At 52.6% G+C, this 22,873-nt stretch carries 19 protein-coding genes; 14 read left to right on the top strand and 5 right to left on the bottom strand.

The window, feature by feature from the left end; genetic code table 11:
* The first annotated feature begins 103 nt into the window (after positions 1 to 103).
* Positions 104 to 1,192, top strand: coding sequence for a glycosyltransferase (locus DFR60_RS00280; protein ID WP_110321093.1), 1,089 nt, complete (start codon positions 104 to 106; stop codon positions 1,190 to 1,192).
* A gap of 75 nt (positions 1,193 to 1,267) precedes the next feature.
* Here the strand turns inward: DFR60_RS00280 and DFR60_RS00275 are convergent, their stop codons facing one another.
* Positions 1,268 to 1,891: a DUF47 domain-containing protein gene (locus DFR60_RS00275; RefSeq protein WP_002600640.1), complete on the bottom strand. Its 624-nt coding sequence runs from the start codon at positions 1,889 to 1,891 to the stop codon at positions 1,268 to 1,270.
* Between the two features lie 71 nt (positions 1,892 to 1,962).
* The gene (locus tag DFR60_RS00270; protein ID WP_110321598.1) at positions 1,963 to 3,015 is read right to left on the bottom strand and encodes an inorganic phosphate transporter; all 1,053 of its coding nucleotides are present in this window, start codon (positions 3,013 to 3,015) and stop codon (positions 1,963 to 1,965) included.
* 429 nt (positions 3,016 to 3,444) lie between these two features.
* Between DFR60_RS00270 and DFR60_RS00265 the strand changes: the two genes are divergently transcribed.
* On the top strand, positions 3,445 to 4,812 hold the full coding sequence (locus DFR60_RS00265) for an MATE family efflux transporter (RefSeq protein WP_110321092.1): 1,368 nt from the start codon (positions 3,445 to 3,447) through the stop codon (positions 4,810 to 4,812).
* A 95-nt stretch (positions 4,813 to 4,907) separates the two neighbouring features.
* Here DFR60_RS00265 and DFR60_RS00260 read toward each other — a convergent pair whose 3' ends face one another.
* Positions 4,908 to 6,386 carry a DUF1846 domain-containing protein gene (locus DFR60_RS00260; protein ID WP_002600637.1) on the bottom strand — a complete coding sequence of 493 codons (1,479 nt, stop codon included), beginning with the start codon at positions 6,384 to 6,386 and terminating at the stop codon, positions 4,908 to 4,910.
* A 330-nt stretch (positions 6,387 to 6,716) separates the two neighbouring features.
* Here DFR60_RS00260 and DFR60_RS00255 point away from each other — a divergent pair, with 330 nt between their 5' ends.
* The 6 genes from DFR60_RS00255 (at position 6,717) to DFR60_RS00230 (ending at position 14,955) form a co-directional block, all read left to right on the top strand.
* On the top strand, positions 6,717 to 7,412 hold the full coding sequence (locus tag DFR60_RS00255) for a TetR/AcrR family transcriptional regulator (RefSeq protein WP_110321091.1): 696 nt from the start codon (positions 6,717 to 6,719) through the stop codon (positions 7,410 to 7,412).
* A gap of 1 nt (position 7,413) precedes the next feature.
* Positions 7,414 to 8,127, top strand: a complete 714-nt coding sequence (locus tag DFR60_RS00250) for an ABC transporter ATP-binding protein (RefSeq protein ID WP_110321090.1) — start codon at positions 7,414 to 7,416, stop codon at positions 8,125 to 8,127.
* A gap of 18 nt (positions 8,128 to 8,145) precedes the next feature.
* Positions 8,146 to 10,497 (top strand): ABC transporter permease, encoded by a 2,352-nt coding sequence (locus DFR60_RS00245; RefSeq protein WP_110321089.1) that lies wholly within the window; start codon positions 8,146 to 8,148, stop codon positions 10,495 to 10,497.
* A 9-nt stretch (positions 10,498 to 10,506) separates the two neighbouring features.
* A complete protein-coding gene (locus tag DFR60_RS00240) occupies positions 10,507 to 11,721 on the top strand; it encodes an efflux RND transporter periplasmic adaptor subunit (protein ID WP_110321088.1) in 1,215 nt (404 codons plus the stop codon).
* 68 nt (positions 11,722 to 11,789) lie between these two features.
* The gene (gene map, locus DFR60_RS00235) at positions 11,790 to 12,662 is read left to right on the top strand and encodes a type I methionyl aminopeptidase (protein WP_110321087.1); all 873 of its coding nucleotides are present in this window, start codon (positions 11,790 to 11,792) and stop codon (positions 12,660 to 12,662) included.
* 208 nt (positions 12,663 to 12,870) lie between these two features.
* Positions 12,871 to 14,955 carry a sodium-translocating pyrophosphatase gene (locus DFR60_RS00230; RefSeq protein WP_110321086.1) on the top strand — a complete coding sequence of 695 codons (2,085 nt, stop codon included), beginning with the start codon at positions 12,871 to 12,873 and terminating at the stop codon, positions 14,953 to 14,955.
* Positions 14,956 to 15,071: 116 nt separating this feature from the next.
* Here DFR60_RS00230 and DFR60_RS00225 read toward each other — a convergent pair whose 3' ends face one another.
* Together DFR60_RS00225 and DFR60_RS00220 are read right to left on the bottom strand one after the other, a co-directional pair.
* Positions 15,072 to 15,530 (bottom strand): DUF6773 family protein, encoded by a 459-nt coding sequence (locus DFR60_RS00225; protein WP_110321085.1) that lies wholly within the window; start codon positions 15,528 to 15,530, stop codon positions 15,072 to 15,074.
* Positions 15,527 to 15,727: a helix-turn-helix transcriptional regulator gene (locus DFR60_RS00220; RefSeq protein WP_025529691.1), complete on the bottom strand. Its 201-nt coding sequence runs from the start codon at positions 15,725 to 15,727 to the stop codon at positions 15,527 to 15,529. The genes DFR60_RS00225 and DFR60_RS00220 overlap by 4 nt, the downstream gene beginning before the upstream one ends.
* Before the next feature lie 209 nt (positions 15,728 to 15,936).
* Here DFR60_RS00220 and DFR60_RS00215 point away from each other — a divergent pair, with 209 nt between their 5' ends.
* From DFR60_RS00215 to rapZ, 6 genes are all read left to right on the top strand, one after another.
* Entirely contained in the window at positions 15,937 to 17,466 is a 1,530-nt protein-coding gene (locus DFR60_RS00215) for a putative glycoside hydrolase (RefSeq protein ID WP_110321597.1), read from the top strand.
* 46 nt (positions 17,467 to 17,512) lie between these two features.
* Entirely contained in the window at positions 17,513 to 18,043 is a 531-nt protein-coding gene (locus DFR60_RS00210) for a DUF1653 domain-containing protein (protein WP_110321084.1), read from the top strand.
* 7 nt (positions 18,044 to 18,050) lie between these two features.
* The gene (gene uvrC / locus DFR60_RS00205; protein WP_110321083.1) at positions 18,051 to 19,928 is read left to right on the top strand and encodes an excinuclease ABC subunit UvrC; all 1,878 of its coding nucleotides are present in this window, start codon (positions 18,051 to 18,053) and stop codon (positions 19,926 to 19,928) included.
* A gap of 187 nt (positions 19,929 to 20,115) precedes the next feature.
* The gene (gene hprK, locus DFR60_RS00200; protein WP_002600625.1) at positions 20,116 to 21,048 is read left to right on the top strand and encodes an HPr(Ser) kinase/phosphatase; all 933 of its coding nucleotides are present in this window, start codon (positions 20,116 to 20,118) and stop codon (positions 21,046 to 21,048) included.
* Positions 21,049 to 21,056: 8 nt separating this feature from the next.
* The gene (gene murB / locus DFR60_RS00195; protein WP_110321082.1) at positions 21,057 to 21,971 is read left to right on the top strand and encodes a UDP-N-acetylmuramate dehydrogenase; all 915 of its coding nucleotides are present in this window, start codon (positions 21,057 to 21,059) and stop codon (positions 21,969 to 21,971) included.
* A gap of 22 nt (positions 21,972 to 21,993) precedes the next feature.
* Complete coding sequence (gene rapZ / locus DFR60_RS00190; RefSeq protein WP_110321081.1) at positions 21,994 to 22,872, top strand: RNase adapter RapZ; 879 nt, start codon at positions 21,994 to 21,996, stop codon at positions 22,870 to 22,872.
* Position 22,873 lies beyond the last annotated feature (1 nt).

Below are 22,873 nucleotides of genomic sequence, written 5' to 3'. Positions count from 1 at the left end.
AGCCGGAATGAACCGAAAGGTTCGTTCCGGCTGTGTTTTGCATATGATAACCGTAAGAGCCTATGCGTATTTATCGGATAAAAATCAGAAAGGATGAGATAAAATGGCGACGGTGAGCCTGTGTATGATTGTACGGAATGAGGAGGACGTTCTGGGGCGGTGCCTGGAGAGTGTGAAAGATATCGTGGATGAAATCATCATTGTGGACACGGGGTCCACAGACAGAACAAAGGAAATTGCCGGCCGGTTTACGAACACGGTATACGACTTTCCGTGGATTGATGATTTCTCGGCAGCGCGCAATTTTTCCTTTTCAAAAGCGACTATGGATTATCAGATGTGGCTGGATGCGGATGACGTGATCGAAGAAGAGGACAGGAAGAAATTTCAGCAGATGAAAGAGGAGCTGGATGGGAACACGGATGTCGTCATGATGCCGTATCAGGTGGCCTTCGACCAGAAGGGGAACCCCACCATGACGTATTACCGGGAGCGCCTTCTGAAACGAAGCAGGAGATTTCTCTGGCAGGGAGCGGTTCACGAGGTAATCACACCGGCCGGGACCATCCTTTATGGCAAGGCGGCCGTCTGCCACAGAAAGCTGCACCCTTCGGATCCCGACCGCAATTTGAAGATCTATGAGACCATGAAAGAACATGGAGGGATCACGGATCCCAGACATCAGTTTTACTATGCCAGGGAGCTGTTCTATCATGGGCGTTATGAAGAGGCTGCGGCCATGTTTCTGACATTTCTGGAAGAGGGGAGAGGATGGATTGAAAATAATATCAGTGCCTGTCTGGATCTCTCCCATTGCTACGCCAGAATGGGAAAACGGGAAGAAGCCCTTCAGGCATTGTTCCGAAGCTTTCGTTACGACCTGCCCCGCCCGGAACTCTGCTGTGAGGCGGGAAAATGGTTTATGGAACAGGGGGGAAGCGACAAGGGTAACTTGAAACAGGCCGTTTACTGGTATCTGCGGGCGAAGGATCAGAAGACCAATGAGGAAAGCGGCGCCTTCGTGAATCCGGACTGCAGTGATTTCATACCGGATATTCAGCTCTGTGTCTGCTATGACAGGCTGGGAGAAAGGGAAAAAGCATTGGAGTACCATGAGAAGTCCAAAAAGAAAAAGCCGGATCACCCGGCCGTTCTGTTCAATGAAGCTTACTTTGCAGGAAAGGGAATGTGAAATACCGCTCCCTTTCGGATTTTTGCAGGAAGGACACAGGGACGCTGAAGAGTCATTCTCCGGCGCCCTGTACCATCAGCTGTTTTTCAATATTACCAGTTCCACCGAGTCGGCTACGTGTTCACACATGTCGCAGCATTTTTCGAACCGGTCATAAATTGTGGTCCAGGACAGGATTTCCACGGCATCCGGACGCTCTGTGTGAAGGCGGTGCATGGCTTCCGTGTAGAGGCGGTCTCCAATTTCTTCCAGATGGTTAATCTCAATGATCTTTTCCCTTATGGTTTTCGATTTACGGAAATGAGGAAACTCATCCATCAAATCCTGAAGCGCAGCGCAGCACTGTGCCACGATACGGGAAAATTCCAGGGCATCCGGCCTTAACTCATGAATGTTAAACATGTAGAGGCGCAGCAGCACATCCTCGATGCTGTCTGTCACATCGTCGATCGCGCTGGTGAGACCCAGAATGTCTTCGCGCTCCAGGGGAGTGATGAATTCCCGGATCAGCTTTTCCATCGCCTGATGTTTAGTCAAATCGGCCTGGTGCTCCAGCTCGTGCATGGTATCAATCTGCTGATTTAACACGGAGGCATCAAAGTGCTCTAAATCGTTCTGCAGCTGCGCCGCCGCTTCAACCGCATACCGGACGCCTTCCTGAAGCAGTTCAAAATATAAATGATCTCGTTTTCCTGTCATGATTCTGACTCCTTTTCTATTTGCTGTTTATAGTTTGATCGTTATTTATCTCCCGATATCTTCCATTTTTCCTAAAAGATCCAGAGAAACAGTTTCGCCATGAAAAAGCCGATGACACCGCAGCCGGGAAATGTTAAGACCCAGGTAAGGACCATCTCCTTCACGACGCCCCAGTCCACACAGGAAATCCGCTTTGCGGCCCCCACGCCCATGATGGCGGTGGTCTTCGTGTGCGTGGTGGAGACCGGAATCCCTGCGATGGAGGATAGGAAGAGGCAGAAGGCCCCGGCTAAGTCGGCGGCAAAACCCTGGTATTTCTCCAGCTTCACCATGTCCATGCCCACCGCCTTGATGATGCGGTAACCTCCGACGGAGGTGCCAAGCGCCATGACGATACTGCACAGTACCATCAGCCAGACCGGAATGGAGAAATGGCCTTCGCCCACATTTCCCTGGGCCAGGAAGATTCCAAGCATGAAGACACCCATGAATTTCTGGCCGTCCTGAGCGCCGTGCATGAAGGCCATGGCGGCTCCGCCGGCAATCTGGGCGCCTCCGAAGAAGCGGTTTGTCTTTCTGCGGTCGCGGTCCCGGAAGAGCAGTTCCACCAGCCGGACAGAGATCCAGCCGGAGACGAAGCCGAGAACAGTGGAGAGCAGGAGGCCATAGAGAACCTTGACCCACTCGGACGCATTGATTCCGTCGACGCCGTTATGCAGGGCGATCGCGGCTCCCGACAGGCCGGCGATCAGGGCGTGGCTTTCGCTGGTCGGAATTCCGAACCACCATGCGGCCACGGCCCATGCGACGATGGCGGTCAGCCCGGCGCAGAGCGCAATCAGCGCCTGGTGGTTGTCGCCTCCGAAATCGACCATATTGTAAATGGTGGAGGCCACACTCTGATTGAGCATGGTCATGAGAAAAACTCCCAGAAAATTAAAAACGGCCGCCATCAGAATCGCATACTTCGCGGTGATGGCCCGGGTAGAGACGCAGGTAGCGATGGCGTTAGGGGCGTCGGTCCAGCCGTTGACCAGAATAACGCCCAGCGTCAGAACCGTGGTAACGGCAAACGCCGGGCTGGACGAGAGTCCTGTTAAAAAATCAGATATGGGGATTGTCATACCATTCATGTCTTACCTCACTTTACGTGGATTTTAATGTTTCTTTACTTCGATTATAACGGACTGACGTGAAAAATCTATAGAAAATGAAAAGCTTAACGCCGATTTTACAAAGGATAAAAAAGCGTTAAGACGAGGCGGCGAAAGGGAAGAGGGAATATGTAACAGTTCAGACGGCTCATCTTCTTGACCGAAAAAGCCGGTCAAGAAGCATCGGATATTCATCCGATGTGAAAATTGGTGCATAAAGCCGCTTACAAGCAAGCTTGACGCTGCTTCCTGCGCCAATTTTCCCGCCGTCTGAACTGTTACGGGGATATTAACAAACTGCTAAAAATGGAAAAAGCAGGATGCAGGAACAGATAAATTGTGCTATAGTTAGAATTTGTGACATTTTAATTGTACAGAAAAGAAAGAGATGTGTGGAACATGAAAACTGGAATATTGAAAACGGGCGCGGCCGAACGCCGTGAACTGATCCTGAACGGCAGTATCGTAAGAACTCTGATGATGCTGTCGTTTCCGACCCTGATGATGAGCGTGGTGCAGTCCCTGATGCCGCTGTCCGACGGTCTTTTCATCAATAATGTAGCGGGTACGCTGGTGGCCAGCGCCGTTACCTACAGCGAGCCGATCATAAACATGATGACCGCGCTGGCCCAGGGCTTAAGCGTGGCCGCCATGGCCATCATCGGGCAGACCTTCGGCCAGGGGAATTTTAAGCGGGTGAAGCATATCAGCACTCAGACCGTGGTTTTCGCATTCTGCCTCGGCCTGTGCATCGCGCCGCTTCTGGTGCTCATCGCGTTTCCAATATCGGGCCATGTGGATCAGGAAATCTCTCATAATGTCTGGCTTTATATCGCCTTATATGCCATGGTTCTTCCGTTTTCCTTCCTGGAAAGCATTTATAATGCTATTATGAATGCCACCGGGCGGCCGGAAGCGACATTTATCCGGATGGTTTTGATGCTGGTATTAAAAATAATTTTTAATGTAGTCTTTATCGTCTGGCTCCGCCTGGGGATTGTGGGCTGTGTCATGGCTTCGCTCTGCGCCAATATGCTCATCTGTATCTGGATGTTCTATGAGCTGTTTATCCAGAAGGGAGAGAACCAGCTGACCCTGAAGGGCTTTCGGTTTGACGGAGTCCTGATCCATCAGCTGATCCGCGTCGGCATCCCGGCTATGGTGACAAGCCTGATGCTGAATTTCGGCTTCTTCCTCATCAACAATGAGACCCAGAAATACGGTCCTGTTGTCTTAAACGGTCAGGGAATTGCCAATAACATCACGTCAGTATGCTTTAACCTGCCCAGCTCCTTCGGCGCTGCCATCACAACCATGGTGAGTATGAACGTGGGCGCGGGACAGGGCGCACGGGCGAAGAAGTGTACTCTGACCGGATGCGTGGCCAGCATGATCACGGCTTTCCTTATTATTTCCATTATAGTACCGGCCTCGTCCCATTTGACGACCCTGTTTACGCGCCAGCAGGATGTGCTGGAGATTGCAAATCACGCGTTACATATTTACACGTATTCCGTCGTCGGTTTCGGAATCTGCATGGTAGTTCAGGGGGCGTTTATCGGCCTCGGAAAGACAAAGGTTCCGATGGTGGTGGGGCTGCTGCGAATATGGCTGCTCCGTTACCTGTTTATACTGGCAACGGAAAGCTTCCTCGCCTATTATTCCGTATTCTGGGGGAATTTATTCTCCAACTACATGGCGGCGGCGATCTCCATCGTCCTGCTTCTCCGTGTTAAATGGGAATCCGCATTGCAGGAAAATGAATAAAAGCCATTAGCCGCCGGGCATTTCCGGACAGGAAAACGGGCGCCGCAGCCGATGATACCCGGCCGCGACGCCCGTTCCTTTTCTATTTTCCTGAATTAATGGTAAATCTTTTTCTCCTCATAGATCGGTTCGCATGTCAGATTGACACCCAGCTTCTTGAAAATCTTCGTATCCACGTCGGAGAGCAGGACGGAAGTGTGAACTTCGCGGCCCTTTAGCTTTGGAAGCTGCTCTAAGGCGACCTGTGCGTTGTGATCGGTGGCCGCGCTGGCGGACAGGGCGATCAGCACCTCGTCGGTGTGGAGACGAGGGTTCTTGCTGCCCAGGTAATTGACCTTTAACTTCTGGATCGGTTCGATGGCAGAAGGTGCGATCAGATGAATGTCATGAGAAATGTTTCCCAGTACCTTGACCACATTTAACAGGAGGGCCGCGGAGGCGCCGAGAAGATTGGTTGTCTTGCCGGTGATGATGGTTCCGTCATCCAGCTCCATGGCGGCCGCCGGGGAGCCGGTCTTTTCCGCCCGCTCGTTGGCCGCTCCGACAACACGTCTTAAGTCGGTGGTGATCTTGGCCTGCTTCATCAGAAGCTCGATCTTATAGACCTCATCCTTGCTGCCCATATCCTTGGCCAGGCGGGCCAGCGCCTGGTAGTAGCGCCGAATAATTTCCTGACGGGAAGCCTCGGCACATACCTCGTCATCCATAATACAGCATCCAACCATATTGACACCCATGTCGGTAGGAGACTTGTAGGGGCATTCGCCGTAGATTCCCTCGAAGATGGCGCTTAACACAGGGAAAATCTCCACGTCGCGGTTGTAGTTTACCGTGGTAACACCGTAGGCGTCGAGATGGAAGGGGTCGATCATGTTGACGTCATTTAAATCGGCGGTAGCCGCTTCATAGGCTAAGTTTACCGGATGCTTTAACGGGATATTCCAGATCGGGAAGGTCTCGAACTTGGCGTATCCGGCCTTGATGCCGCGCTTGTTCTCATGGTAGAGCTGGGAAAGGCAGGTGGCCATCTTTCCGCTTCCCGGTCCCGGCGCCGTGATGATGACGAGCGGCTTCGCTGTTTCGATATAATCATTTCTGCCGTATCCCTCGTCGCTCACAATCAGAGATACATTGCTGGGATATCCGTCGATGATGTAGTGGCGGTAGACGCGGATGCCGATTTTTTCCAGCTTGCTCTTGAAGAGATCGGCTGCCTTCTGTCCGGAGTACTGGGTGATGACGACACTGCCGACATAGAGCCCCCGGTCCGTGAAGGACTGAATCAGGCGGAGCACATCCACATCGTAGGTGATGCCGAGATCGTGGCGTATCTTGTTCTTCTCGATGTCTGCGGCATTGATGGCGATGATGATCTCGGCCTGGTCGGCGAGCTGCATCAGCATGCTTAACTTGCTGTCAGGTGCGAATCCCGGAAGGACTCTGGAGGCGTGATAATCATCAAATAATTTTCCGCCGAATTCCAGATACAGCTTATCGCCGAACTGGTTAATCCGCTCCCTGATGTGCTCAGACTGCAGCTGCAAGTACTTGTTGTTATCAAATCCGATTTTCATGTTCGTACCCCTTTTTATTCTTTAGAATCTATGTCCTCAGAGGCTGTTTACCCGCAAAAAAGCACGCAAAAAGCCCCCATATCGTTAAAAACGACGGGTTCCTGCTCATAATACTTACCGATTGTATCATAAAACGAATGAAATTACCACGGTTATTTCGTTCTCCCCTTCCTCTTTTTCCGCCTGTTATGGAAAGCTCAGGGAAATTTTTCCGTTTCTGAGAAAAAATGATTATTTAAAGGTCTTGCAGGGGGTTGTAAAATACAGTCAATGCGGTACAATAAAACTGACCAGATCGGTTAAACCAAACAGGTTAAGGGGGTCAGGAAGATGAATGAACAGTTTTATGAGCTTCCTCAGGAAAAACAGTTGCGGATCATCAACGCCGGGCTGGAGGTATTTTCAAAAAATGATTACAGACATGCGGTGACGGACGAGATCGCGAGAAAAGCGGGGATATCCAAGGGGCTGTTATTCTATTATTTTCACAATAAAAAGTCGCTGTACCTGTATCTGTTCGATTACTGCGCCAGTCTCATCATTAACCAGGTCATGGGAGATGAGAACGGCGGCAGTGGAGATGAACCCGCCAGCAGCGGAAACGCGCCCGGCGGTAAGGTGGCCAGATGGGAGACAGTTACCGATTTTTTCGAGCTCCTGGAGATGGCGGCGGAGGCCAAGATCAAAGTGCTGGAGAAGACGCCTTATCTGGCTGATTTCATGGTGCGGGGATATTACTCTGAAGACGGAATCGTAAAGGAGGACTTAAACCGGGCGACGATGGAGTCTGTTTCGTCTGCCTTCAGGAAGTATTTCAGAAATGTAGACTACAGCAAGTTTAAGCCGGATGTCCCACCGATGGAAATTTACGAGATGCTGGTCTGGATGACGGAGGGGTACCTCCATGACAAGCGAAAATCCAACGCGTCCATTTCCATGAAGGAAATCATGGAAAAGTTCTATGTCTGGGAAAAATGGCTGAAGCAGATCGCTTATAAAGAAGAATATCAGAAAACGGAGGCATAGAATGGCAGCAGGAAAACCGGTAATCAGAGCGGATCATCTCTCCGTCCGGTATGAAGGGGAGGGCGTGGCGGTGGACGCCTTAAAGGATGTCACCTTCGAGGTGGAACAGGGAGAATTTATCGTGGTACTGGGGCCCTCCGGCTCCGGAAAGAGTACTCTTCTAAATATAGTAGGCGGGATGGATAAGCCCACAGGCGGTGAGATCTGGTACAAGGACAGGGAACTGACGGGATATACGGCGGACCAGCTCTCCGACTACCGGAAGGATGTCGTAGGCTTCGTATTTCAGTTTTTCAATCTCATCCCCTCCTTAAATGCCGTAGAGAATGTGGAGCTGGCGGCCAGTATTGTGAAGGAGCACATGGACCCGAAGGAGGTGCTGGCCATGGTGGGGCTGGGCGGAAGAGAGAGACACTTTCCGGCCCAGCTGTCAGGCGGAGAACAGCAGCGGGTCTCCATCGCCAGGGCCATTGTAAAAAAGCCGGACCTCCTTTTGTGCGACGAGCCGACGGGGGCGCTGGACAGCAAAAACAGCGTGGCCATCGTAAAGCTTCTCCTGGAGGTGGGCAGAAGCTTAAACTGTCCCGTCATGACCATCACCCACAACGCGGAGATGGTCCGTGTGGCGGACCGCGTCTTCCACATGAAGGACGGAAGGCTGCAGCGTATCACGGTCAATGAGCATCCATGCCAGGCGGAAGAACTGGACTGGTAGCGGCGGAAAGGGACGGATATGACGAAACTTTTATTGAGAAAAATGATTCGCGACATGAAGAGATCCATGACGGCCTACATACTGTGTATCCTGATCGTTGCCATCGGTTTCTGCGGTTTTACCGTGCTGGAGCTGTGCTACGACAATCTGGCCGAATCCCGGGATATGTTCTTTTCCCAGTCCGAATTCTGCGACGGCTTTGCCCAGGTGACCGATTCACCAGTCTCCGAGGCAGGCATTTTAAAAATGATACCCGGCATCGATTCGGTGCAGGCCCGGCTTGTGAAGGACACGAGGGTATACGGATACGAAGAGGACGTGGAACTCCATCTCGTATCCTGGTCGGAGGGGGAGATGAACCGTCCGGTTTTATCCAGAGGTACTCTGCCGGAAGAGGGGAAAAAGGAGATTGTCATCGGCGACGGCATTGCAAAGGCCAGAAATTTAAATCCGGGGGACACGATGGAGATTGTCGTGGAAGGAAAGAGGATTCCTATGGAGATCACAGGAATTGGCCTGACGCCGGAAAATATCTACATGATCCGCAATATGAATGAACTGTATCCCAGTCCTGCCGTGTACGACGCGGCGTTTACCTCATATCGGACCATGGCCCAGATGTTCGGCCAGGAAGGCCATAGTAACAGCTTTTTGTTTAAGCTGGAGCCCGGCAGCGACTGGGAGGCCGTGAAGGACCGGATCGAACAGGCACTGAAGCCCTACGGTCTCATATCCCATTATGCCCGGGAGGACCAGCTGGCCGTCTCCATGGTTGACGAGGAGATCAAGCAGCTGGAGAAAATGTCCGGCGTGGTGCCAGTTCTCTTCCTGACCGTGGCGGGAGTGATTCTCTATATCACGCAGAGCCGTATGGTGGAGCAGCAGCGGACCCAGATCGGAACCCTGATGGCGATTGGAATCCCATTGAGGAAAATAAGGCTCCATTACATGGGCTTCGGAGCAGTGACCGGTTTGCTCGGCGGGCTGTTCGGCGGGCTTCTGGGGTATGCCCTGGCGGATCCCATGGCGGGCTTTTACCGGGTATACTTTAACCTGCCGGACGTGACGGCTCCGCTTTCGGTATCCTATCTGCTGGAAGGCATCCTGCTGGCGGGGATCTTCTGCTCCGGCACCTCCTGGATAATCGCCGGTGTGATCGGGAAGATGAAGCCCGCCCAGGCGCTGCGTCCTCCGTCTCCCAAGTCGGCCAGACAGTCATTTCTGGAGCGCATTCCGGGTTTTTTAAACCTATTTACGGTTCCGGGCGTCATGGCGCTTCGAAGCCTTTCCAGAAACAGACGGCGGACAGCCATGTCGGTGGCCGGTATCGCCTTTGCCTATATGATTACGGCTACCCTGGTGTCCATGAACTCCCTGTTTGATGTCTTTATCTTCGATTACTGGGAGAAGACGCAGAGACAGGACATCATGGTTCAGTTTGAGCAGCCGGTTCTTTTAGAGGATGCCCTGGAGGCGGTAAAGCATCCGCAGGTGGAAAACGCGGAGGGGATGCTGGAATTCGCGGTCACCCTGTCAGGGCCGGGAGGAAAGACGGACTGCACCATCCAGGCCATTTCGCCGGAGGCTTCCCTCACAAGACTGTATAAGGAGGACGGAAGCCGCGCGTATCCGGAGGAAGAGGGCATCGTGATATCGGAGCACATGGCGAACGTCATGGGCGTGAAGAAGGGGAGCACCATAGAGGTGAAGGTTCCCTATCCCAAGGAGCGGCTCAGCCGCGTCACAGTGACGGACACGATCGCCCAGTATATGGGGAGCTCCGCCTATATGTCCTTCGGCGGCGCTGGCAGGATCAGCGATTACCGCAATGTGTGTACGACCGTTCTTCTGAAGGCCCCGCTCACGGTTCAGGAGGAGCTGCGGGTGCGTCTCGAGGATGCGGCCGCTGTGTCTGGAATCCAGAGCCGCCAGGACAGACTTTCCCAGTACCGGTCCATGATGGGGAGCATGAGCGCCATTATGGCCTCCATGTCCATGCTGGGCGTTATCATCAGCTTTGCAGTCATCTACATCAGTTCCCTGATCAGCTTCGAGGAACTGAAGCGGGAGCTGTCCACCCTGATGATGCTGGGATTAAAGAGTAAGGAATGTCTCGATGTAATCTCCACGGGACAGTGGCTGCTGGCCGCGGGCGCGGTGCTCATCGGAATTCCCATGTCCATGGGGGCCAGCCAGCTGATCTCGGTCTCTATGGCTTCGGATATGTATACAATCCCCAGCTTTATCGACGGAAAGGCACTGCTGCAGGCCATTGGGCTGACCGCAGTCTCTGTCGGGTTCAGCTCCATGATGATGCTTCGAAAACTGAAAAAAATAGTTCCGGCAGACCTTCTGCGGGAACGGGAATAGAGGTGCAGGATGAAAAGAAAAGTGAAATGGATATTTCTTGCGGCCATTGCCGTGATCAGTATCGGCGCGTATGCGGCGGTGCTCTTAAAACCCGTGGAAGCTTCCGCAGAGCAGGCGGTAAAAGGAAACCTGGAGCGTCAGTTTACCGTTTCGGCCTCCATACTTCCCGTATCAGGCATGGTGCTTAATTCCGTTACCGCGGGCAATGTCTCGGAAATTCCGTATTTGCCGGGAATGGAGGTAAAGGAGGGGGATATCCTTTTAAAGACGGATACCACCTCCCAGACGACGCTGGACATTCAGAGAGAGCAGTTTAAGCAGCAGCTGAGCGCGGCCCGTCAGGAGTACGACCGTCTCTACGGTTCCAATGGTTCGGCAGCGGCGGCCCTTAAGGCGGCGGAAAGCGAGTACCGCCTTGCGAAGAAGAATTACGACAACGGGGTGGTGCTGGCGCAGCAGGGCGGTTTCATCGCCCAGTCAGACCTGGATTCCTTAAAGACCCAGTTGGATCTGACTTACCAGAAATACGCACAGGCGAAGGAAGATAATTCCGAGGAGCAGAAGGCGCATTCCCAGGAGCAGATTGCTTCCTTCGAAAGGCAGTTGGCCCTTCTCGACGATACCGTGAATCCCGGTGCGGTTAAGATGCCCTATGACGGTGTCCTGTGGGAGGTATACACGGAGGAAGGCGCCTATCTGTCGCCCAATCAGCCAGTGGTGAAGATTTACCGCCCGGACAACATGAAACTTTCCGCCTCTGTTCTGTCGGAGGATGCAGCCGCCCTGACACCCGGGCTTAAGGCGGAAGTCATTTACGCCGACGGAAGCGAGGGAGAAGCCGAGGTGAGCTTTATCGCGAAGACAGCCGAGAAACAGATGTCTTCCATCGGCCTGGAAGAGAACCGGTGTACCGTAGAGTTAAAGCCCACAGCACTTCCGGAGCACGCGGGAGCGGGCCAGGCAGCGGATGTATCCTTTCACGTCGTGACCGCCCCGGAGGTCTTTTCCGTACCCGCGGCGGCCGTAATACCGGCGGAGAATGGAAGCGCGGTCTATCTCATACAGAATGGGAAAGCGGTATTAAAGACTGTGGAAACCGGAAGAAGAGAGGGCGGCCGGGTAGAAATTATTTCCGGACTGGAAGATGGGGATATCGTGGCCTCCGACCCATATAATGATAATGTAGAGAAGAACGGCCGGGTAAAAGCCGTCTTAAAAGAATAATCGGGAGCGCTCTTTACAACGGAGAGAAAACGTGATAAAACGTTGTAGAGAAGATGGAGGAATTAGTGATGTTAAAGTTAGGAAGAAATGACGCCTGCTGGTGCGGCAGCGGAAAGAAGTATAAGAACTGCCATCTGGCGTTCGACAGAAAGATTGAAAATTACGGTATCATGGGTGATCTGGTGCCGGAGCATTACATGATCAAGACTCCGGCGCAGATCGAGGGAATCAGGAAGGCCGGCGAGGTGAATACGAAGATCCTCGATCTGGTGGATTCGTTCATACGTCCGGGTATCAGCACAGAGGATATCAACACCCTGGTCCATGAAAATACGATAAAGATGGGCGGCATCCCGGCTCCCCTTAATTTTGAAGGATACCCGAAGAGCGTCTGCACTTCCGTCAATGAGGTGGTCTGCCACGGCATTCCCGATCCGAACCGGATCCTGAAGGAGGGCGACATCATCAACGTGGATGTGACGACGATCTTAGACGGTTATTACGGAGACGCCTCCAGAATGTACTGCATCGGAAACGTGTCGCCGGAGGCGGAGAAGCTGGTACGCGTGACGAAAGAGAGCGTAGACTTAGCGCTTAAGGAAGCCCGGGCCTGGGGCCATTTGGGCGACATAGGAGCTGCCATATCCGAGTACATTTATGCAAATGGTTTTACGGTAGTGCGTGAGATCGGCGGCCACGGCGTGGGGAATGATTTCCATGAGGAACCGTGGGTCAGCCATATCGGAGAGCGGGGAACGGATATGCTTCTGGTTCCCGGCATGATCTTTACCATTGAACCGATGGTAAATGCGGGACGGCCCGATGTGGTTCAGGACGAGGAAGACGGCTGGACCATCTATACAGAAGACGGAAGCCTGTCGGCACAGTGGGAGTACACGGTGCTGATCACGGAAGAGGGGCCGGAGGTGCTCACTTATTAAGAGTTTTTTTGAGCCGGCATATGCAGGGAGAAGCCCGGCGGGAAGCAGGATGTGGAAGATGTAGTTCCACTCCGGTTCCCCGCCGGGCTTCTGTCCGTTAAGGTGTTGAAAAAATTCATGCATATTTGTTGAATCCGCCCATATAAAGAACTATAATGAAATTGAAACTAAACAATTTCAACAAAATGTTATTACGAGGAGGGGTACCATGAATGTTATGTATGTCGTAGCAATTGGTTCCATAGCCGCTCTGATTTATGCTGCCTGTATGTTTGTCCGGGTGAAGGGACAGCCGGAGGGCAGCGCTGGGATGATTAAAATCTCTACTGCGGTCAGGAAAGGTGCCGGCGCCTATTTAAGACGGCAGTATCTGGGCGTCGGCATTTTCTTTGCTGTCGTTTTCATCATATTGCTGTGTATGGCGTTTGGCGGTTTTTTGAGTTATTTTACACCGTTTGCATTTTTAACGGGCGGCTTTTTCTCCGGTTTGTCGGGGTTTATCGGAATGCGGACCGCGACGATGGCAAACTGCAGGACGGCGGAGGGAGCTTCCCGCAGCCTGAACAAGGGCCTCAAAGTGGCATTCTCGGCAGGCTCTGTTATGGGCTTTACCGTGGTGGGGCTGGGACTTCTCGATCTGACGATCTGGTATTTTATCCTGAATACCGTGTTCCATTCGCTTCCGGAGACGGAACGGATCACACAGATTACGGCCAATATGCTGACCTTCGGAATGGGCGCCTCCAGTATGGCGCTGTTTGCCCGTGTGGGCGGCGGTATTTTCACGAAGGCGGCCGATGTGGGAGCCGATCTGGTTGGTAAGGTAGAGGCGGGTATTCCGGAGGATGATCCCCGTAATCCTGCTGTTATCGCGGATAACGTAGGCGACAACGTAGGCGATGTGGCTGGTATGGGCGCAGATTTGTATGAATCGTATGTGGGCTCGATCGTGTCTACCGCAGCGCTGGCGGTTGCGGCCGGCTTTGGAGTGAAGGGCGTGGCCGTTCCCATGATGCTGGCGGCATTCGGCGTCATCGCATCGATTATCGGCACCTTCTTCGTAAAGACAAAGGAAGACGCCTCACAGAAAAACCTTTTAAAGGCGCTGCGGCTGGGAACGTATATCAGCGCTGTTCTGGTGGTGGCGGGGGCCTATGTGATTATCCGCCTCCTGCTTCCGGAACACATCGGGATCTATGCGGCGGTGCTGTCCGGTCTTGTCGCCGGTGTTCTGATCGGTGCGATTACGGAATATTTTACGTCGGATTCGTACCGGCCGACGAGGGATCTGGCTTCGTCCAGTGAGACGGGGGCGGCTACGGTGATTATCAGCGGACTGTCTCTCGGCATGCTTTCTACGGTAGCTCCGGTGATTATCGTCGGTGTGTCGGTCCTGATCAGCTATTACTGTTCGGGCGGTAACGCAGATTTTAACATGGGGCTTTACGGTGTCGGAGTCTCTGCGGTCGGCATGCTTTCGACTCTGGGAATCACGCTGGCAACCGACGCGTATGGACCAATCGCCGATAATGCGGGAGGAATCGCGGAGATGACTCATATGCCTCCTGAGGTCAGAAACCGGACGGATGCCCTGGATTCTCTGGGAAATACGACGGCGGCTACCGGAAAGGGCTTTGCCATCGGCTCAGCTGCGCTGACGGCACTGGCGCTGATTGCATCTTATATTGATAAGGTCAAACAGCTGAATCCGGATATCGCGCTGAATCTGACCATCACAAATCCGACAGTCTTAATCGGCCTGTTCATCGGCGGCATGCTTCCGTTTTTATTCGCCGCCCTGACCATGGATGCGGTGGGAAAGGCCGCTCAGTCTATCGTGGTCGAGGTGCGCCGGCAGTTTAAGGAGATCAAAGGGCTGATGGAGGGAAAGGCGGAACCGGATTACGCCGCCTGTGTGGATATGTGCACGAAATCGGCACAGAAGCTGATGCTGGCGCCGGCTCTGATCGCAGTGATCATTCCCATCGTTGTCGGGCTTTTGCTGGGGGTGAATGGTGTCGCAGGCCTGCTGGCCGGCAATACCGTGACCGGCTTCGTCCTGGCGGTCATGATGGCCAACTCCGGCGGAGCATGGGATAATGCGAAGAAATATATTGAGAGCGGAGCCCACGGCGGAAAAGGAAGCGACCAGCATAAAGCCGCGGTCGTGGGAGATACGGTCGGCGATCCGTTTAAGGATACGTCGGGACCCTCCATTAATATTCTGATTAAACTTACCTCCATGGTCTCCATTGTATTTGCAGGATTGATTGTGGCGGTGCATTTGCTGTAGCTTTTAGAACGGCGGTGGAGGAACGGTTATGAAAAGAAGGAGAAGGCGTCTGCCTTCTCCTTCTGTATGCCGTGGTTTTGATATTCTGTTTTGTGGCGGGAACAATCCAGCCGCGGCTACTCTTCCTCTTCGGAATCCTTGAACGCTCTTTTTTTCCCGATGCGGAAAATAAGGGAATCCACCAGGTACATGAGCCCAAACATGAAAAAGAACAGAAGAAGGAAAGAGATGACGGCTATCGTGAGGGAATAGCGGACGTAAAAGCTGTAGGCGATAATCAGTGACGCTGCCAGGGAACTGATGAAGTAGAGCAGGAACAGCTTTTTGCGATTCGCATTTTCCGCAGTGTAAATGTTGCCGTCCCTGGCATCCAGAAATAAATTATAAACAGACGCGGCAAGGACGACGACTGCCTGCGGTGCTATGTATTTCAGCTCCCATTGGAGTAAATGAAGCTCCGCCAAAAGGCAGAAGCCGGTTGCAAGGAGAAGAAAATTCCAGCTCTTTCTGGCATTCCTAAGACTTTGAAGTTCCATTCGTTCATCTACGATACGTTTCTTAAACAGTGATTTCATTCTGATACCTCCCAAAATAATTCATCCAGTGTCCTGTTCAGTTCTTTACAGATTGCGATACAGAGATTCAGTGTCGGGTTATAGTTCCCGGATTCGATCATACTGATGGTCTGCCGCGTGACGCCAACCCGTTCCCCTAACTGCTCCTGTGATAAATCGTGTTCCACACGGGCAATTTTCATCCGTTTGTTCTTCAATAAAAATCCACCTCCAGTTTCTGCGTTATTCTCGTTTCTTACCTACATAGTACACTAAAAAAGACTAAATGTCAAATATAATTTACAAAAAGAGTGATTAAGATGGCAAAACGAAAACACGTTTGTAAATTTTACAAAATGTGGTAAAATATTAAATAAATGTTACAGGAGAATACCATAAAACCATCAGGAAAGTGAACGGGAATAATATGAAAAAATGGCTTTTGGCAGTACTTGTCTGTACGCTGGCGGTTACGGGATGCAGCAAATATAAGCAGGTATCCGACTTGCCGGAAACGGATGAGACAACAGAAACAGAGAGTATGAGCGGAGAAACCACGGAGGAGACGCTGGAAGTCCAGCAGGAGACAGAACCGGCAGAACCGCAGAAGGAACGGGTTCGGGTGAAGGGCGTCTATATTTCCGGATATATGGCAGGATCAGAAGGCTTTCAGGCGATTCTTGACAAGATCGATCAGACGGAGATTAACGCGGTGGTCATCGATGTGAAGAACGACGACGGAAGAATTACATTTTCCATGGATGATGCGCCTACGGTCAATGAGATCGGCGCATCGGAGCGGTATATCAGGGATATCGGAGCGCTCATGGCGGATTTAAAGGCCCGGGGCATCTATACCATCGCCCGGGTCGTGGCTTTCCGCGATCCTTATCTGGCTGAGAAGAAGCCGGAGTGGAGCTTAAAGAACGCGGATGGCAGCCTTCACCGCGACAATAAGGGGCTGGCCTGGGTCAATCCCTACCGCCAGGAGGTCTGGGACTACCTGGTAGAAGTGGGCACGCAGGCGGCGAAGGTCGGGTTTGATGAGATACAGTTTGATTATATCCGGTTTGCCACGGACAGCACCATGAAGCAGGTCGCATTTGATGAGGCGGATACGAAGGGACGCTCCAAGACGGACATCATCACGGAGTTTATTACGTATGCCTATGACAAGCTGTCGGCGGAGGGCATCTTCGTTTCGGCCGATGTTTTCGGCACCATTATCGGAAGTAAGATTGACGCGGATGCGGTGGGCCAGGTGTATAATGATATGGCCAGGCATTTAGACTATATCTGCCCGATGATTTATCCGTCCCATTACGGCGACGGCAATTTCGGAATCGAGCATCCGGATACTCAGCCCTACGATACGATCCATGCGGCATTGATGAAATCGAAGCAGGATCTGGCCATTGTGACGGCGGCGGGGGAGGACCATGCCATCGTGCGCCCGTGGCTCCAGGATTTCACCGCTTCCTATTTACAGCATTACATCAAATACGGTCCCGCCGAGGTGAGGGCCCAGATTCAGGCCGTCTATGACGCCGGATACGATGAATGGATCCTTTGGAGCGCATCCAACAAATATACGTGGGATGGCCTTCTCTCACCGGAAGAAGCCAGCCAGGAGGATCAGAAGATTGCCGAATCGAGAGCGGCCCTGCCTCCGGAAACGACGGCAGCGCCGCCGACAGAAGCGGCGAAGCCGGAGACGGCGCCGACACCGGAGGAGACGCTTCCGCAGGAGGGACAGCCTTCTGAAGAGACCTCGATGGAGGAGACAGAGGCGCCGGTGGATGAGACATCCGCCAGCGAAGAACTGCAGACCAGCGAAGACCCGGAAACAGAGGCCACGGATCAGGCCGCTTCCGCCCAGCCGGAGACAACGGCGCAGGGAGAGAAGAGAAGCAAGCCCAATGTTGTGATCGTCACGACAGGCGGGGCAGGAGAATAGCGCGGTACTGCGCAGGTATGACAGAAAATCAGGAAAGGAAACGCATATGGGCAGAATACCAAAACCAGGAGAATGTTACAGGCATTTTAAGAATAAGCTGTATCAGATCATTACAGTAGCCGAACATTCCGAGACAGGAGAGAGGATGGTGGTTTACCAGGCGCTGTACGGCACATTTGGGACGTATGTGCGGCCGCTGTCCATGTTCATCAGCGAAGTGGACCATGAGAAATATCCGGAGGTGAAGCAGAAATACCGGTTTGAGCGGGTCGAACTTAAAGAAGAGACGGCGGGAGAAACGAGTGGGGAACATGCGGCATTGACGGAGACTGAGGAATCCGAAGAAGAAACAGCTGTTTCCAGTAAAATTCTTCTTGCTTTTTTAGACGCGGAGACGTATTATGAAAAGCTGGAAGTTTTAAAAGAACGCCGTGAGATATTTTCCGAGGAGGAGCTTGCGGCCGTCTGCGAATCCCTGGATATCGGAAGCGGAACGGGTACGCGGGAAGGCATGTACCGCGCCGCCGTCAATTATCTGGAGATGCAGACGAAATACGATGGAGCGAGACTGAGGTGACAAATACGTGGAGCAATCCGGATACAATGGATTTAATATAGAAGAAGAACTAAAGAAACTGCCCGCCCAGCCGGGGGTCTACATCATGCACGATAAAAGGGATGAGATCATCTATGTGGGAAAGGCCATCAGCTTAAAGAACAGGGTCCGGCAGTATTTCCAGAGCAGCAGGAATAAGACGTCAAAGATTGAGCAGATGGTTTCCCGGATCGCCAGGTTCGAGTATATCATAACGGATTCGGAGCTGGAAGCCCTGGTTCTGGAGTGCAACTTAATCAAGGAACATCGTCCCAGATACAACACAATGTTAAAGGACGACAAGACGTATCCGTATATCAAGGTGACGGTCTACGAGGATTTTCCCCGGGTATTATTTTCCAGGGACATGAAAAAGGACAAAAGTAAGTATTTTGGGCCATACACCAGCGCAGGAGCGGTTAAGGATACGATTGATCTGATCCATAAGCTGTATAAGATCCGTACCTGTAACCGCAATCTGCCGAAGGATATCGGCAAGGACCGCCCCTGCTTAAATTACCACATCAAGCAGTGCTCGGCGCCCTGCCAGGGATACATTAATAAAGAAGAGTACGGAAGGGCCATCAGTCAGGCCCTTGATTTTCTGGGCGGCAAATACGATCCGGTCATCTCCATGCTGGAGGAAAAGATGCAGACGGCGTCGGACGAGATGGATTTCGAAAAAGCCATCGAATACCGGGATTTGCTGACCAGCGTCAAGGCGGTGGCCCAGAAACAGAAGATCACTAGCAGCAGTATGGAGGACCGCGATATCATCGCCATGGCGAAGGACGACAAGGACGCGGTAGTCCAGGTCTTTTTCGTAAGGGAAGGCCGTCTGATCGGCCGGGAGCATTACCACGTTACCATTGCCACGGCAGAGGATGACAGGCAGATCCTGACCAGCTTCGTCAAGCAGTTTTACGCCGGCACGCCGTTCGTTCCAAGGGAGCTCTGGGTTCAGACAGAGCTTGAGGACAGCGAGATCATCAGAGAGTGGCTCAGCGCCAAACGCGGCCAGAAGGTGAAGCTCGTCGTCCCTCAGAAGGGGGAGAAGGAGCGCCTGGTAGAGCTTGCGGAACGCAACGCTGCCCTGGTGCTTTCCCAGGACAAAGAGAAGATCAAACGCGAGGAGCTGCGGACCATCGGCGCCATGAACGAGGTCTGCGGCTGGCTCGGCATAACCGGAGTCCACAGGATCGAGGCCTTCGATATTTCCAATATCAGCGGTTTCGAATCGGTAGGTTCCATGATTGTTTATGAGGATGGCAAGCCCAAGCGGAACGATTACCGCAAATTCAAGATCAAATGGGTCAAAGGCGCCAACGACTACGCCTCCATGCGTGAGGTCCTTACGCGCCGCTTTTCCCACGGTCTCGATGAAGCTGCTTCTTTAAAGGAAAAGGGCGTGGACGAGGAGTTCGGCAGCTTCACAAAATTCCCGGACTTACTCATGATGGACGGCGGCCGCGGCCAGGTCAATATCGCCCTGGAGGTACTCGATGAGCTGAAGCTTTCCATCCCTGTCTGCGGCATGGTAAAGGACGACAACCACAGAACGCGCGGTTTATACTACAACAATGTGGAGATTCCCATCGACAAGCGTTCTGAAGGCTTCAAGCTGATCACCCGTGTCCAGGATGAGGCTCACCGCTTTGCCATCGAATACCACCGCAGCCTCCGCAGCAAAGGCCAGGTCCATTCCATCCTGGACGATATCCCCGACATTGGACCCACCCGCCGCAAGGCGCTGATGCGTCATTTCAAGGATATCGAAGCCATAAAAGAAGCGTCCATAGAGTCCCTGACGGCCACACCGGGCATGAATGGTAAATCGGCGAAGAGCGTCTATGACTTCTTTCATTAAAAGTGTGGAGGGAAAGTGTTTTGTTGGCTTGGCTATCTCGCTAATCAAACCAGAGGGAGCCGGCAGCGCAGGACCGGAAAGCAAGGGGACCTGGGGCGGATTGAGGAATTTCCTCCCTCTTATCTCTTTTCAAAACACGAAATCTGTGTTAGTATGAGAAAAACAGATGGAAAAGGAGCATGAGACCATGCATGGAGTTGCGATTACAGAGTTAATTGAAAAAATGAACCTCCGGAACATGACACCGGAGATCGATGCGGAGAAAATCGTGCTGAGCCATCCGGATGTCAATCGTCCGGCGCTGCAGCTGGCAGGTTTTTTTGACCATTTCGATAATGAGAGGGTCCAGATTATCGGCTATGTGGAGCAGGAGTACATCCGACAGATGGAACATGACCGCAAGGTGGAGATGTATGACAAGCTTCTGTCCAGTCAGATTCCGTGTCTGGTTTATTCGAGAAACCAGGATCCTGATGAGGATATGATCGCACTGTGCGACCATTACGGCGTGCCCTGCCTTGTTTCGGAGCAGACGACCTCCGATCTGATGGCGGAGATCATCCGGTGGCTGAAGGTAAAACTGGCTCCATGCATCAGCATCCATGGCGTTTTAGTGGACGTATTCGGCGAAGGCGTCCTGATTATGGGCGAGAGCGGAATCGGTAAGAGTGAGGCGGCTCTGGAGCTCATAAAGAGGGGCCATCGTCTCGTAACGGATGACGTGGTGGAGATCAGAAAGGTCAGCGATGAGACTCTGATCGGAAGCGCTCCGGAAATTACAAGACATTTTATCGAGCTGAGAGGTATCGGTATTATCGATGTGAAGACGCTGTTCGGTGTGGAGAGCGTAAAGGACACCCAGGCCATCGACATGGTGATCAAGCTGGAGGACTGGGATAAGGATAAAGAGTACGACAGACTGGGACTGGAAGACCAGTATACGGAGTTCCTTGGAAACCGTGTGGTCTGCCATTCCATCCCTGTCCGTCCGGGACGGAATCTCGCCATCATCGTGGAGTCGGCGGCTGTCAACTACAGACAGAAGAAGATGGGGTACAACGCGGCACAGGAATTATACAACCGCGTCCAGGCAAACCTGTCAAGAAAACAGGATGATTGAGGTGTTTCATGACGATGTTTTATGAGCAACTGCTGGAAGTGTCAGATAGCAGCCATGTGAAGACGGAAGAGAAAATGAGCAGACACACGACCTTTCGCGCCGGTGGTCCCGCAGCCTACTACGTAAGTCCGGCGGACGCGCGCGAACTGGGAGAAGTGATCCGGCTGTGCCGGAGAGAAGAGGTACCGTACTGCATTCTCGGAAATGGAAGCAATCTTCTTGTGGGAGACGGCGGTTTCGATGGTGTGGTCATATCCATGACAGCCGGATTTTCCGGGTGCCGTGTGGACAGTGACCGGTGTGAGATCACGGCTGGTGCGGGAGCATCCCTTTCACGGGTGGGGAAGGCGGCATTGGAGGCCGGGCTCACAGGCTTTGAATTTGCAGCCGGAATCCCAGGTACGGTGGGCGGAGCCGTCGTGATGAACGCGGGCGCCTACGGTTCTGAGACGAAGGATATCATGGAATCAGTCCGGGTTATGACCATGGAAGGCGAGGAAAAGGTACTTTCTCTGCCGGAGCTGGAGCTGGGCTACCGGACCAGCTGCATTCCTGCAAACCATTATATTGTGCTGGAAGCGCGGTATCGCTTAAAGCCAGGCGACAGGGATGAGATCAAGGCGTATATGGACGATCTGGCGGGCAGGCGAAAGAGCAGGCAGCCTTTGGAGTTTCCCAGTGCCGGGAGCACATTTAAGCGGCCGGCCGGCAATTTTGCCGGGAAACTGATCGAAGAGGCGGGCCTTGCAGGATACCGTGTGGGCGGTGCGGAGGTTTCCGGGAAACACTGCGGTTTTGTGATTAACAGAGACCATGCCACGGCTTCGGATATTATGACGCTCTGCCAGGATGTGAAGAGAAGAGTAAAAGAACATTCCGGAGTGGAACTGGAGATGGAAGTAAAGACGCTGGGACGATTTTAAAACGGCGTAGAGGAGACTTTTTGTGAGACTGGTAATTGTGACAGGCATGTCAGGCGCCGGTAAGACAAGTGCGCTGAAGATGCTGGAGGACATGGGGTTCTACTGTGTGGATAACCTTCCTATTCCTCTGGTGGAAAAATTTGCCGAGCTGACCCTGAGCAATCAGGGCGGTATTAAGGATGCCGCGCTGGGGATCGATATCCGCAGCGGGGATGAACTGTCTGCACTTAACCGGATCTTTGATGAATGGTCCAGGAGCAGGGTCCCGTATGAGATCCTGTTCCTGGATGCAGGCAGTGAGACACTGATTAAGCGGTATAAGGAGTCGAGACGGATCCATCCCCTTGCGGGAGAGGGCCGGATTGACAGCGGTATCGAGAAGGAACGCCTCAAACTGGCATTTTTAAAGGAAGAGGCGGATTATATTATAGATACCAGCAAGCTGCTGACAAAGGAACTGAAGGCAGAGCTGGAAAAGATCTTTATGGCAAATGAAAGCTATAAGAATCTGTACATCACGATTCTGTCCTTTGGCTTCAAATACGGAATTCCTTCTGATGCAGATCTCGTCTTTGACGTCAGATTCCTTCCGAATCCGTATTATGTGGACGAACTGCGTCCGAAGACAGGTGAGGACAGGGAAGTGCGGGACTATGTGATGCAGAACGGGACAGCGGCCATTTTCCTGGATAAACTGTACGATATGCTGGAATTTCTGATTCCGGGCTACGTATTGGAGGGAAAGAACCAGCTGGTCATTGCGATTGGATGTACCGGAGGGAAGCACCGCTCGGTGACCATCGCGAAGGCGGTCTACGGGAAGCTGAAAGCCCACGGGGAATTTGGCTTAAAGATCGAGCACCGTGACATTGATAAGGATAATAAAAGAAAAAAGGAATGAG

The sequence above is a fragment of the Hungatella effluvii genome (assembly GCF_003201875.1).
Classification (GTDB): domain Bacteria; phylum Bacillota; class Clostridia; order Lachnospirales; family Lachnospiraceae; genus Hungatella; species Hungatella effluvii.
The sequence above is the reverse complement of the archived record's forward strand: the minus strand, read 5'-3'. Positions and strand labels throughout refer to the sequence as shown.